The organism is Enterobacter sp. EGD-HP1, assembly GCF_000733275.2.
In the GTDB taxonomy this organism is placed as follows: Bacteria; Pseudomonadota; Gammaproteobacteria; order Enterobacterales; family Enterobacteriaceae; genus Enterobacter.
Genome location: NZ_AVOP01000036.1, coordinates 105,722 through 119,343, shown reverse-complemented (window position 1 = coordinate 119,343; position 13,622 = coordinate 105,722). Strand labels below are relative to the sequence as shown.

Annotated in this window: 13 protein-coding genes; all 13 read left to right on the top strand. The window is 53.6% G+C overall.

Going from position 1 to position 13,622, the window contains the following annotated elements; translation table 11 throughout:
- The first annotated feature begins 2 nt into the window (after positions 1 to 2).
- The 13 genes from N037_RS21845 (at position 3) to N037_RS21790 (ending at position 13,616) form a co-directional block, all read left to right on the top strand.
- The gene (locus tag N037_RS21845) at positions 3 to 1,163 is read left to right on the top strand and encodes a hypothetical protein (RefSeq protein WP_032643491.1); all 1,161 of its coding nucleotides are present in this window, start codon (positions 3 to 5) and stop codon (positions 1,161 to 1,163) included.
- Positions 1,150 to 4,569 carry an ImcF-related family protein gene (locus N037_RS21840; RefSeq protein WP_032643489.1) on the top strand — a complete coding sequence of 1,140 codons (3,420 nt, stop codon included), beginning with the start codon at positions 1,150 to 1,152 and terminating at the stop codon, positions 4,567 to 4,569. The genes N037_RS21845 and N037_RS21840 overlap by 14 nt, the downstream gene beginning before the upstream one ends.
- Positions 4,569 to 6,164, top strand: coding sequence for a type VI secretion system protein TssA (gene tssA / locus N037_RS21835; RefSeq protein WP_032643487.1), 1,596 nt, complete (start codon positions 4,569 to 4,571; stop codon positions 6,162 to 6,164). Before N037_RS21840 ends, tssA begins: the two co-directional genes overlap by 1 nt.
- Positions 6,165 to 6,184: 20 nt before the next feature.
- Positions 6,185 to 7,948 (top strand): type VI secretion system baseplate subunit TssF, encoded by a 1,764-nt coding sequence (gene tssF / locus N037_RS21830; RefSeq protein WP_032643485.1) that lies wholly within the window; start codon positions 6,185 to 6,187, stop codon positions 7,946 to 7,948.
- Complete coding sequence (gene tssG, locus N037_RS21825; RefSeq protein ID WP_032643483.1) at positions 7,903 to 9,006, top strand: type VI secretion system baseplate subunit TssG; 1,104 nt, start codon at positions 7,903 to 7,905, stop codon at positions 9,004 to 9,006. Before tssF ends, tssG begins: the two co-directional genes overlap by 46 nt.
- Positions 8,987 to 9,523 carry a type VI secretion system lipoprotein TssJ gene (gene tssJ, locus N037_RS21820; protein WP_023336452.1) on the top strand — a complete coding sequence of 179 codons (537 nt, stop codon included), beginning with the start codon at positions 8,987 to 8,989 and terminating at the stop codon, positions 9,521 to 9,523. The genes tssG and tssJ overlap by 20 nt, the downstream gene beginning before the upstream one ends.
- A complete protein-coding gene (gene tssE / locus N037_RS21815; RefSeq protein WP_032643480.1) occupies positions 9,516 to 9,968 on the top strand; it encodes a type VI secretion system baseplate subunit TssE in 453 nt (150 codons plus the stop codon). Before tssJ ends, tssE begins: the two co-directional genes overlap by 8 nt.
- 14 nt (positions 9,969 to 9,982) lie before the next feature.
- Positions 9,983 to 10,453 (top strand): hypothetical protein, encoded by a 471-nt coding sequence (locus N037_RS21810; protein ID WP_032643478.1) that lies wholly within the window; start codon positions 9,983 to 9,985, stop codon positions 10,451 to 10,453.
- 142 nt (positions 10,454 to 10,595) lie between these two features.
- Positions 10,596 to 10,877 (top strand): hypothetical protein, encoded by a 282-nt coding sequence (locus N037_RS24985; protein ID WP_156369750.1) that lies wholly within the window; start codon positions 10,596 to 10,598, stop codon positions 10,875 to 10,877.
- Positions 10,867 to 11,298 (top strand): hypothetical protein, encoded by a 432-nt coding sequence (locus N037_RS21805; RefSeq protein WP_156369749.1) that lies wholly within the window; start codon positions 10,867 to 10,869, stop codon positions 11,296 to 11,298. Before N037_RS24985 ends, N037_RS21805 begins: the two co-directional genes overlap by 11 nt.
- Before the next feature lie 171 nt (positions 11,299 to 11,469).
- Complete coding sequence (gene yiaA, locus N037_RS21800) at positions 11,470 to 11,919, top strand: inner membrane protein YiaA (protein ID WP_032643477.1); 450 nt, start codon at positions 11,470 to 11,472, stop codon at positions 11,917 to 11,919.
- Positions 11,920 to 12,091: 172 nt separating this feature from the next.
- Positions 12,092 to 12,694 (top strand): CDP-alcohol phosphatidyltransferase family protein, encoded by a 603-nt coding sequence (locus tag N037_RS21795; protein ID WP_032643475.1) that lies wholly within the window; start codon positions 12,092 to 12,094, stop codon positions 12,692 to 12,694.
- Positions 12,687 to 13,616, top strand: a complete 930-nt coding sequence (locus tag N037_RS21790; RefSeq protein WP_032643472.1) for a phosphatidate cytidylyltransferase — start codon at positions 12,687 to 12,689, stop codon at positions 13,614 to 13,616. The genes N037_RS21795 and N037_RS21790 overlap by 8 nt, the downstream gene beginning before the upstream one ends.
- Positions 13,617 to 13,622: the final 6 nt, after the last annotated feature.

The window sequence follows — 13,622 nt, the reverse complement described above, 5'->3', positions numbered from 1 at the left end:
TTATGAGCTGGGAGCGTCAGAAAGCCACAATTGCTGCAGAACCTGATGAGCCTTCACTGGTCATCTGGCTGATTGCATGCCTTGTTGCTGTTATTGCTGGAGTGTTGCTCTTTGTACTCCACGCCAATCAGTTTCTTGGTGAATTGCAAAAATTTAACCTCTGGATTGTTGCCGGAAGTCCTCTTTTCATCTGGTTCGTGACGATTTGTATTCGCGGCTGGATGTATAACCACGCAATGGATCGTCACCAGTTTGAATCTGATGAAGCAGATTATGCACAACAGCAATGGGTTTCCTGGGCCGGGCGTTATCTGGCGGTTCTGTATAGCCGGGTTATTCTGCCTGATAAATTGACACCATCAACATTTCTGCTGGCTCCCAAAGATCTCGAACAGAGTAGCTCTCTTTCTCGGAGAATAACGTTACCTGCTGGCGAAGATACTTTTTCAGCATTGATTGGGGGCCTGGACATATCAGCATTACAGCGCTTATCAGACCTCCCTTTCCACGCAACCTTACTGACTGATTCACACGATCCTGATGAGACATTGCAGAGAGAATTTACAGCATGCTGGCTCCAGTTAGTTGGAATGGCCTACCCCGTACCGTTACTGACGATTCTTAATGGCCGGGCCTTCGATTGGGTGGGCGAACGCCTTAAAGCCCCGATTCTGGATGTTGAGCTTTTGTTGGTTCACCAGACTCAGGGAGGGAATGAGTACAGTGATTCGCTCTCGGCTTTAATGCTGACTTCTGATGACGTCGCAACGAAGTATCAGCTAAACCATCACGCTCGCCTGCTTCGGCCTATGTCGATTGAATCAACCCAAATGCTGAGTAAAGAGCTCGATACCTTTTTCTCGACCCAGTCACAGGCTATTGCTGCGCGTGCAATTGTGGGTGACAGCATGGAGTGGGGCGATGATTTTTCCGCTCTACTGACCAGTGCAAAACAATATGGAGGCAGCTGGAAACCTCAGCAGTGCCACTGGCTGGAAAAATATGCCGGACTCAGTGGTCCCTTCTCACCGTGGATTATGGCCGCCGTCGTCAGTGATATAGCTCTGCTCACAAAAGAAGATTGCCTGATGCTTTCGGATGACAAAGAGCAGCGATTTGTAAATACCGTAACTACAGGGAATCTGATGAATGGCGAAGGATAGTTCAGTGTGGCGTGGTAACTGGGGTCACCTCAGCATTACCACACTAATTGCTGTTGCGATAGGATTGGTCATCTGGAAAAAGGGTGATGCGTTCGGACTGACAAGCAATGGACTAAAGTTGCTGGGATCTGTGGCAGCTATAATCCTTCTTTTGCTTGTCCGCCATGGCAAAATCATGAGTCTCGCGATTAAACAACAGTGGTCGCGTTTTCAGGGGAAGCGTAAAAGTGTCCTGCCGGCCGATGAAGGCCGCGTCAAGCAGACAGCACCACGCAATGTCACCGTTGATACAATCCGTGACGCCATGCGTAACCTCTACGGTCGTCGCTGGGCCCGTAAAACACGCATCCTGCTGGTCACTGGCACCGTCTCTGAGGTCGAACAACTGACTCCAGGTCTTACAGCTCAGCTCTGGCAGGAAGACCGCGGCACACTGTTGCTGTGGGGCGGTGATCTCAATACGCCAGCAGACAGTGCCTGGCTTACAGCGCTGCGCAAACTGCGCCGTCGCCCGGTGGATGGGCTGGTGTGGGTCACTTCAGCGTTTGACCAGCTCTCAGCACCAGGGCTGGAACAGCCGTTGCCGGTACCGTCTGAAAGCACCATGGATTCCCTGTCTCACGCCATCAGCGCTCGTATGGAGGCGCTTGGCTGGCAGCTCCCGCTATATGTCTGGTCCCTGCACCCGCGCGCCGGTAAGCCGGAAGGGCGTATTACGCAGGCGACCGGCTGTCTGTTACCTGCCGGTTACCATACCGAAGGGCTGGCAGAACAACTCTCCGCCCTGACGCCGGATTTGACTTCACGGGGTCTTCAGCAGACCTGCGGTGAAGTGAAACATAACTTCCTGCTGACGCTTGCCGACCAGCTCATTCGTGAGCCGGAAAGCGTGACCGCACCGCTGTCGGTGATACTCAATCCGTATCGCCCGCTGCCGCTGGCCGGCGTGGTGTTCAGTCAGCCTTCAGCCGGTGCCGAACGTGCCGTGCCGCACCACTGGGGCATGGATAAACGCTGGGATGTCCTGCCTGAGTCTGTCCGGACACTTCCTGCCGGGCTGCGTCCTCGCAAGCCCGGCATTCCCTGGCGCAAAGTGTTTGCGTCTGTTGTCGCCCTGTCGATGGTGGGCTGGGCCGCGTGGATGGTGCTTGCGTATGTCACCAACCGCAGCCAGATTGACGGCGCTAATGCCCAGGCTGCACTTGCCGCCCGGCAGAATCAGCCCCTGGAGCAGCGCCTGCACGCGCTGTCTGAACTGCAAAAAAACCTGTCCCGTCTGCAGTACCGTTCAGAACACGGCGTGCCGTGGTACGAGAAGGCCGGGCTGAGCCAGAACAATGCGTTGCTGGCCGCACTCTGGCCACGTTACCAGGACAGCGCATTGCCGCTGCTGCGGGATGCCGCCGCTGATCATTTGCAGGGACAACTGAATGCCTTTAATGCGTTGCCACCGGGCAGCCCGCTGCGCGAGCAGATGGCCAGAACCACTTATGATCAGCTCAAACTCTATCTGATGCTGGCCCGCCCGCAACACATGGATGCCGCCTGGTTCAGTTCTGCGCTGCTGGACGACTGGCCAAAACGTGATGGTGTGAAAGACGGCGTCTGGCAGGGAATGGGGCCATCGCTGCTGTCATTCTATGGCGCACAGTTGCTCACACATCCTGAGTGGAAACTGCGAGCCGATGAAAACATGGTCAGCCAGGCGCGCTCCCTGCTGGTTCGCCTGATGGGCGTGCGTAACAGTGAATCGACGTTGTATCAGAAGATGCTCTCTCAGGTGGCGCATCTGTATGTCGATATGCGCCTCGAAGACATGACCGGCGATACCGATGCTGCCCGCCTGTTCAGCACCACCGAAATCGTACCGGGGATGTTCACCCGCCAGGCCTGGGAGCAGGCCGTGCAACCTGCTATAGAAAAGGTGGTGAAGGCACGCCGGGACGAGCTTGACTGGGTGCTAACGGACAGCAAGCGTCAGGTGAATAAGCAGGACGAAACCTCACCGGAGGGACTGAAAAATCGCCTGACGGAGCGTTATTTTGCCGATTTTGGCGGCGCCTGGCTGGAGTTTCTCAACAGCCTGCGCTGGAACCAGGCCACCACGCTGTCGGACTCCATTGACCAGCTGACCCTGATGGCCGACGTGCGTCAGTCGCCTCTGGTAGCGCTGATGAACACTCTGAACGTTCAGGGGCGTACCGGACAGACAGGCGAAGCAATATCAGATTCACTGGTGAAATCAGCCAAAAATCTGCTGGGTGGCGACAACAAAGATGCCATTGACCAAAGTGCCGGTGTTCATGGCCCGCTGGATGCGACCTTTGGCCCGGTCCTGGCACTGATGGACAAAAATCACACGGGAGCACAGGAGCTGAGTCTGCAGTCGTACCTGACGCGTGTGACGCAGGTGCGTCTGCGTCTGCAGCAGGTGACCAATGCCGCCGACCCGCAGGCGATGACCCAGACCATTGCCCAGACCGTATTTCAGGGTAAAGCTGTGGATCTCACCGAAACCCGCGACTACGGCAGCCTGATTGCCGCCGGTCTGGGGCAGGAGTGGAGCGGCTTTGGCCGAACGGTGTTTGTGAATCCAATGGAGCAGGCCTGGCAGCAGGTGCTGACCCCGGCGGCCGACAGCCTCAATGCCCAGTGGCAGCAGGCGGTAGTGGCTGAGTGGAACAGTGCCTTTGGTAGCCGCTATCCGTTTAACAACTCAAGTAGTGATGTCTCGTTGCCGCTGCTGGCCAAATACCTCAACGCGGATTCCGGGCGTATCGCTCAGTTCCTGCAGACCCGTCTCAAAGGCGTGCTGCACAAAGAAGGGAACCATTGGGTGCCGGACAGCATCAACTCGCAGGGACTGGCCTTTAACCCAGAGTTCCTCAATGCCATTAACACCCTGAGTCATATCTCGGATGTGGCCTTCACCGAAGGCAATGCCGGGATGAACTTCGAACTACGTCCAGGTACTGCCGATGGCGTGATGCAGACCACCATGATTATCGACAGCCAGAAGCTGGTATACGTTAACCAGATGCCAGCCTGGAAGCGCTTCACCTGGCCTGCGGATACTGAGGCTCCTGGTGCGAACTTAAGCTGGATAAGCACCCAGGCAGGCACCCGTCAGTATGCGGATATTCCGGGCGCCTGGGGCTGGATCCGACTGCTCGACAAAGCCGCCGTCAGTGCTTATCCGGGCGTGGGTAGCAGCTACAGCCTGAGCTGGACGGCTCAGGACGGTCGCACTCTCAATTATACCCTTCGTACCGAAGCGGGAGAGGGCCCGCTGGCGCTGCTGAAGCTGCGTAATTTCCGTCTGCCGGAAACCATCTTCAGCACCTCCGGTGCATCATCACCAGACCAGGTTGCCAGTGCAGGCAATGATACAGAGGACGTATACTGATGAGCACGCTCAATGCCTTACTCAGCGCCTGCCAGACTGAGCAGGAACCTCTGCTCGCGGCCACCCGTGAGCGCGTGGCGCAGTGGGACAGCTGGCTGCAGCCGCTGTCCGGTTCATCGCCCGCTGGCGAAGAGCCCGGCTATGACGATGACTTCCAGCAGATGCGCGAAGAGGTTAACAAACTCTCCGGCGCGGATACCGAACTCATCTGCCGGCTGGCGGAGAAGTTGCTGACCACTACCGCGAAAGACATTCGCGTCGCGACGTACTACTGCTGGGCGAAGCTGCACCGCGAAGGCGAGCAGGGACTGGCTGAAGGACTTGAACTGCTGGCCGGTCTGCTGGAGCGCTTTGGACCACAGTTGCATCCGCAGCGTGACCGCAGCCGTAAGGCGGCACTGGAATGGCTGGCGGGATCGCGAATGACTGACTCTCTTTCCCTGTACCCGGAAGTGGTCAGGATCGATGCGGTGCGTACCACCGGAGCACTGCTGCTGATTGAGCAACTGACGGAAAATGAGCCGGATGATACCCGACCGGAACTCAATACGCTGTATGGTGCTCTTGAAAGCCGCTTGCAGAAAGCGGGTGGTGTGGATGCGGTTGTTCCGCAGAACGCCAGCGCCAGCGAAACCCCTACGACAGCCAGCCACTACGATGCCCCGGTCATAGGACGTATTACCTCCGGTCAGGATTTGCTGGCACAGGCTCGTACGCTGGCCGAATATCTGCGCGAACAGCCGGACGGCTGGCTGTCAGCACACCATCTAATGAAAAGCTTGCGTCACGATACCTTGCGGGCCATTCCTGCCCCGGATGCACAGGGCCGTACCCGCATCGAACCGCCAAGAGCAGACCAGCGCGCGCTACTGAAACGCTTCTACTTGCAGCAGAACTGGGTTGAGATGCTGGACACGGCAGATAGCACTTTTTCCCGTGGTGCTAATCATCTTTGGCTGGATTTGCAGTGGTACATCTACCAGGCCCTGGCGAAATCAGGTCAGGACACTCTGGCTGGCATTATAGCCGCTGACCTGAAAGGGTTACTGACCCGCCTGACCGGTCTGGAAACCCTCGCGTTCAGTGACGGAACGCCATTTGCGGATGAAGTAACCCTGAATTGGATCCAGCAAAGCGTGATGGACACAACTGGCGGATGGGGCAATGACACCCCATCCGTACAGATGCCTGCCAGCAATGATTACATTCTGGCGCTGGAGCCGGAAGCCGTGGCACTGGCAGACAGTGAAGGCCCGGATGCCGCGCTGGGGTGGTTACAGACCCGGCCGGGTATGACCACCGATCGTCAGAAGTGGCTGCTGCGTCTGCTGATGGGGCGCATTGCTGAGCAGTACGGTAAAAATGACCTGGCGGTACACCTGTTTGCAGAGCTGGGTGAACGTGCAAGAGAAGTGACCCTCAGTGACTGGGAGCCTGAGCTGTTGTTCGAGGTACAGGCCCGCCATCTGAAACTCCTGCGACTGAAAGCCGTTCGCAGTGAGGCTGATAAGGCCCGCCTTACACCGGTAATGGACCAGTTACTTGCCGGGCTGATAGCAGTCGATCCAGCCCGTGCCGCCGTGCTTTGCGGTTAAATCCACAGGAACTGAAATAAATGGAAGATTTGACCCTGCGTTATTACGACGCGGAAATGCGCTACCTGCGTGAAGCCGCGAAAGAGTTCGCGCAAACCCACCCCGATCGCGCAGCAATGCTCGACCTGGATAAGGCCGGCACACCCGATCCGTATGTTGAACGGCTGTTTGAAGGCTTTGCTTTCTCAATGGGACGGCTACGGGAGAAAATCGACGACGACCTGCCGGAACTGACCGAAGGGCTGGTCAGTATGCTCTGGCCACACTACCTGCAAACCATTCCGTCACTCTCGGTGGTTGCGTTCACGCCTGCGCTTCAGACTGTTAAGATGGCAGAAGTGATGCCCGCGGGTCTGGAAGTGTATTCCCGCCCGGTGGGGCCGAAAAACACGGTCTGCCGTTACCGTACCACCCGCGATGTGATGCTCAACCCGCTGAATATCTCCGGGGTGACCATGACCACCGAGCCTGACGGGCGTTCGCTGCTGCGGATGCGCTTTGCCTGCAGCACACAGGCGGACTGGTCTCATGCCGATCTCAGCCACCTGAGTCTCTATCTCGGCGCGGATGCGCCTGTCAGCAGTCAGTTACATCTGATGCTGACCAGGCGACAGGCTGCCCTGTATATGCGCCTGCCCGGACAAACCGACCGCATTCGCCTTGACGGGTACTTCTCGCCGGGAGGATTTGCGGAGGATGATGGACTGTGGCCGAAGGGTGATACCGCCTTCAGCGGCTACCAGCTTCTGCTGGAGTATTTCACCTTCCGCGACAAGTTTATGTTTGTACATCTCAACGGCCTTAAGGGTATCACGCCGCCTGCCGGGGCGGAGTACTTCGACATCGAAGTTGTGTTCAGCACGCCGTGGCCATCAGACCTGCCGGTCACCGACGACGCGGTTCGTCTGCACTGTGTGCCGGTGATTAACTTGTTCACGCTGGAAGCTGACCCGCTCACCATTACCGGGCTTGAAAGCGAGTACCTGCTACGTCCTAAGCGACTGCAGGACGGACATACGGAGATTTATTCGGTGGATTCGGTTACCGGTTCAAACCGTACCAGTGATGCCGAATACGTGCCGTTCAGCAGCTTCCGCCACAAGGGGGGAATGATGCGCCGTCATGCGCCGCCCCGCTATTACCACACCCGCGTTAAGCGCGGTGTCACCGGGCTATATGACACCTGGCTTATCCTCGGTGGGCACCAGTGGGAAGATGACCGCCTGTTTGAGCGCGAAGCCGTGTCACTGCAAATCACCGGTACCAACGGTCAGTTACCGCGCCGGGCATTACAGAGTACGCTGCTGGATCGCTGTGAGCAGGTGGTACAGACGCCGCTGTCGGTAAGAAACCTCTGTAAGCCGACGCTGCCGGTTTACCCGCCTGCGGAAGACCGTTTCCACTGGCGGGTATTAAGCCACCTCGGCTCCGGATTCCTGAACATGATGAGCACCGCCGAAGTGCTGCGCGGGACGCTGGCACTCTATAACTGGCAGGAAGATGAACTGAACACCCGGCGCCTTGAGGCGATTCAGCATGTGGAGCATCATCGTCTTCAGCGCTTTGAGCAGGGCTATCTGCTACGGGGCCTGGATATCGAAGTGACCCTCGACAGCAATGGTTTTACCGGTGAGGGCGATATTCATCTGTTCGGTGAAATGCTTAACCGGTTTTTTGCGTTGTATGCCGATATGAACCAGTTCAACCAACTCACCCTCATCGTTCAGCCAGAAGGAAAATGCATTCGGTGGAAAGAGAATCACAGTCCGCGCCTGCCAGGCTGATGGAGCGGCTGGGTGACCGGCTGCCATATATCAACTTTTACCGCTTCTGTCAGTTGCTGGAGCAGAGCCAGCCGGACAAACCGGTTACGGGCAGCACCTGGCAGGTACGTCATGAGCCGGTACGTTTTCGACCGCACCCGGGGATGGGCTTCCCGGCTTCAGAAATCAGGTCATTCGAAGCTGCTGAGTACCCGCATCTTTCGCCGACGGTACGTATCACCTTTATGGGGCTCTACGGCGTGGAGTCCCCGCTGCCGACGCACTATATCGATGACATTACCCAGCGACGGGAAGGGTATGAGGCCACTGCGGATTTCCTCGATATCTTCAACCACCGGCTGATAGCACAGTACTACCGCATCTGGCGTAAATATTCCTACCCGGCAACCTTTGAGGAAGGCGGTAAGGACAACACCTCGCAGTATCTTCTGGGGCTGGCCGGGCTCGGGATTAACGGCTGCACGGACAATATCGCGACCCCGGCTTCGCGCTTTCTGGCACTACTGCCGGTCATGTTGCTGCCGGGGCGTACCGCGGAAGGCATGGCCTCGCTGGTGCGCCTGCTGGCACCCAACACGCAGGCGAAAGTCTGGCACCACGACAAACGCCGTGTGCCGCTGAAGAAGCTCCTGACCATGAGCGTCAGTCAGCCCGTCACCCTGACAAACCGTCCGGTGATGGGCAGCTATGCCACCGACGTAAACAGTCAGGTGCTGATGCATCTCACCACCACTGACCCGGCAGAAGTGCAGGGCTGGTTACCGGGTGGGGAGCTTCACACGGACCTGATGGCGCTGCTGCACGTGTATCTTGGGGCACGACTCGATGTCCGCCTGCAGCTGTGCGTCGACCGAACTCTGCTGCCTGACGCGACCATGAGCAGTAAACCCAACGCCGGGGCGGTGCAGCTGGGCCGCACTGCCGTGATGCGACCGCTGAATGCGGCTAAGACCGCATCAACCCCCAAAACGATCACCATTAATCTGGGCCGCTATGAGCGGGTACAGGAAAATATTCACCGCAGGGAGACCGATGAAGATGGCGATTACCGCTGGTAAATTTCCTCTGATTGCGCTGGCCGCCGGTATCACACTGATGCTGGCTGGCTGTGGGCTGACTCAAAAAGTGACAGACGGCACCGTTGCCGTGACTAAATCGATTTTTTACAAACAGGTAAAAACCCTCCACCTTGATATCCGCGCCCGTGAGGCCGTCAACAGCAATGCTGGTGGTGTGGCACTGTCGACGGTGGTACGTATTTACCAGCTTAAAGACCGCAAAACCTTCGACAGCACGGACTATCCGTCACTGTTTAAGGCTGACAGTCAGGCCATTAAAGCAGACCTGGTAGCGGAGAAAGATATCCGCCTGCAGCCGGGCGGGGCGGTACCGGTTGATATGCCGATGGAGGAAAGTGCGCAGTACGTGGCGGTGGCCGGGATGTTTATGTCACCAGATCAGGAAAACAACACCTGGCGTGTCGTACTGAGCCGCGATGACCTTGATCCGGATAGGGCGCGCGTCATCGAAGCGGGCAATAACCGCCTGACCCTGAAGGCGCTGAAAAATGAGTGAGTCATCTCGTCCTTCATTGTATGAAACACTTTATGGCAACTTCACCGGCGGCCTCGACCTGCATCAGGTGAGCGATCAGAATCAGGTCATTCTCTCGGTATTAGACAACATGCAGCGCGTTCTCAACTGTCGCGCCGGCACGCTGGCGCATCTGCCTGATTACGGGCTACCCGATATGACCAAAATCCTGCAGGGGATGCCGGGAACGGCCCATGAGCTTATGGGCACATTGTCTGCCGTCCTGCTCAAATATGAGCCGCGCCTGAAAAAGATAGACGTTGTTCTGCTGGAGCAGAACGTACCCGGCGAGTTGCGCTATGCGATTGACGCCGAACTTAAAGGGATTGGTCTGGTGCGCTACGGCACTGAGTTTATGCCCGAAGGACGGGTTCTGTTGCGGCATCTCAGGCAACAGCAGTATCTCGACACAACAACCCGTATATAAGGTCTGATAACACCATGTCCGTAAAATCACAGTTCCTGAAGAAGCTTCAGGACAGACAACCCGTTCCGGCTTCTCCTGGCAGTAAGAGCCAGGCTGATATTGCAGAGTTTCGCCTGAGAGTGGAGCAACTTCAGACACAGATGGATGAGTGGCTGACAGATACCGGACTGAATGTAGAGCCACTGACGGTATCCGTTCTGGATCTTCTGGTTGAAGGCGGGGCTTTCGAGATCTCCGGTCTCGTTTTGCACTATGACAGCCGGGCGGTCAAATTTATGCCAATCTTTCTGTATGGACAGGGCGTAACCGGGTGCGTGGAGGCGACTTTTCATGATGGAACGTGTGTGGCTTCATTGGGACGTTTATACATGCGGTCAAGTATTGCGAGCGAATGGACTTTTACTCCCCCGGGTGCCTTATCTCTTCTTGGGCAGAATTTTGATGAAAGCACGTTTTTTGGCCTGATTTTAGCGCTTCTTCCATAGTGAAATGGGGATGAATAATAATTTTTTTTGACAGTTAATCATTCGTATTACCTTGGTGAAACAATAATAGCTGACAATGGCCGCCGTCAGAGTATCTTACAAAAAATACCGCTAGTGATAGTCTTATATATTAATATTATTTATGAAGGGGATTATTTCGGATAATTTTTCGAGGAAAATAGCTTATGGTCTTTCGTTAATTCTGACCGTGCTGGCTTTATCGGGTTGTGTAACAAGAAAATTGAAAAACAACATCAAGGGTTGTGAGAGTGATTATACGCTGCATAATAATGATGTGATCACTGCCGCAACCATCACCGAATCGGGAAAAGGAAGTTATAGCTGGGTATTTATTGGTGATAATTTTGATTATGCTCTTACTTCAGGCGCCAGTGTTTTTTTTGCATGCGTTGGTGACGGGTAAAATTGATAAGACCCGTGTCAGGGTATCTGAAGACGGTTCATTTACGCTAAGTAAAGAAAGAAATCAATTTAGCGGAGATATTACTCTGAAATATAGCTATCGGGATCAGTCTGAAGAAATACTAATCTTAAATACTTTCAAATTATCAGAGCAGTATTGCAATAGTAATAATAAAGGTGGGGGGGAGTGTGAGATCAGGCTTTCCGATCTAACGGAAACGATACATCAAAAAGCATCTGTGCCTGCTGACGTTTTCCGGTTTGACCATCCAATTAAAGTGTCATTCTATACCCGCAATACTCTTTCAGCAAAACGGCTGCTCTATCCGGCTGCGGTGGCAACGGATGTTGTGCTATCTCCGCTTTACCTTCTAAGTGGTGCCGCAGTCTTACCTATTTATGGCATCATTCTGCTGCACTGATGGGAGTAAATAATTCATCGCTGAAGTTTTAATAGACCGATTATAAAGGAGAGTTCGGCTTTTAATGGGAACTCAGGTTTAATTACCAAACGTCCAGGTTGGGCGAATCATCTAATTGACGCTTTTATCTTGGGGTATGCCCAGTTAAAGCAATAAGGAAAAAAATTATCTATGAAATACAGTGTAAAAACATCTTCTCCGGCATTTAATATCATGTCCTGGATGGCGCTGGCTGGCGGTATTATTGTGTACCTGATCGGGTTGTGGCGTTCTGATATGATGTTGAATGAAAAGGGTTATTATTTTTCGATCATGGTGCTTGGGGTATTCTCTTCTGTTTCTTTACAGAAAACCGTACGCGATCGCATAGAGGAGATCCCGACAAGTCAGATTTATTATATTTCCTGTGTGAGTTCCTTTACAATCGCCATTATTTTGCTAACGGTTGGTCTGTGGAATGCAGATTTACTACCAAGTGAAAAAGGGTTTTATGCTCTTGCCTATTTTCTTTGCTTGTTTGGTTCCATTTCAGTACAAAAAAATGTGCGAGATAATCAAGGTGTATCAGAAGGATTATCTCACGGCGATTTGAGTAAAAAAGAAACTACCGAGGAGGGTTAATAAGAAAGCGTGCAGGTATGTCTGTACGCTAGAAACTTGATAGCGATGTCATCGAAGGCAATAGCAATAATATAAAATGTGCAGAAATTTAGCTGGATCATATGAATACCAGTGAACATTGGGTTGCCAGATGGTGAATGTTTTTCTGATAAATGGACTGTAAAATTATTATATGACTCTTTACGACATTAAACCCAGATTTCAGGATTTATTACGACCATTAGTTCGTGTGATTTTTATTCGAGGTGTGACGGCCAATCAGGTGACCATCAGTGCAGTAATTTTTTCGGTGATACTCGGCGCAGTGCTGATGATATTTCGCGAACCCCGCCTCTATATTTTACTACCTATTTTTATGTTTATTCGTATGGCGCTGAATGCGATAGACGGCATGCTGGCCCGAGAATTCAGTCAGAAGAGCCAGCTCGGTGCCATTCTCAATGAGGTCGGGGATATCATAGCTGACGCGGCGCTTTATCTGGCATTTGCTTTTTTGACCGGAGTATCACTATGGCTGGTTGTTCTGGTCGTGTTGCTGTCGTGGCTGACAGAGTTTTGCGGTCTTATTGCTCAAACGCTTATCGGCATACGTAATTATCGGGGGCCAATGGGCAAGAGCGATCGTGCTTTTGTGTTGGGAGCTTTGGGTTTATTTATCGCTTTTTGGCCGCAGTATACATGTATGGTGGATATTGTGTTCGGTTTCTCGGCAATACTGCTGGCCTGGACCTCAATCAACCGCTGCCGCAGCGCGCTGGAGGTCAAAAATGCCTGATTCTCTGCATACTTTGTATTATTGTCTCGGTGGGATCTTCAGTGTTTTAGTGTTAGCAACTTTTATCATTTTCGTCTTAAAAAAATGTCGGCCACAGCGTAACTGGCTTGAGCTTCAGCAACGTATCAACAGTTGGTGGATTATCGTTGGCATATTTTCGCTGGCAATGCTTTCACCAAAAGGGCTGGCGCTCACTTTCTTCGGGTTTCTCAGTTTTCTGTCCTTGAAGGAATTTCTGACGCTGGCACCGACTCGCCGCTCCGACAGCATGCCTTTGCTCTGGATGTACGCCGCGATCCCGCTGCAATATTTCTGGGTGGGTATGTCATGGTACGGCATGTTTATTATCTTCATCCCTATTTACGTCTTTTTATTCCTGCCCGCACGCATGGTGCTTATCGGTGATACCAAAGGTTTTTTGCACTCTGCGTCCGTCATGCACTGGGGAATGATGACAACGGTCTTTGCCTTAAGCCATGTCGCTTATTTGATGACATTACCAGGAGTGGATACGAAAGCAGGTGCACTGCTGGTTATGTTCCTGGTATTGAACACCGAGCTTAACGATATAGCGCAATATCTATGGGGGAAATCGCTCGGAAAAATCAAGGTTACGCCGACAGTCAGCCCGAATAAAACGCTGGCTGGATTATTAGGGGGCGTGCTGACCACCACGCTGCTGGCAGCTATTTTCGGTCCTTTACTGACGCCGATGAATTGGACCTTTTCGCTGAGTGCCGGAGTGATTATCGGGCTGAGTGGTTTCTGTGGCGACGTAGTGATGTCGGCGATCAAGCGTGATTTTGGTGTGAAAGACACAGGAAAACTGTTGCCGGGGCACGGTGGTATTCTTGACCGTCTGGATTCAATGATTTACACCGCACCGCTGTTTTTCCACTTCTATTACTACTTCTATGTCTAAGAGGCG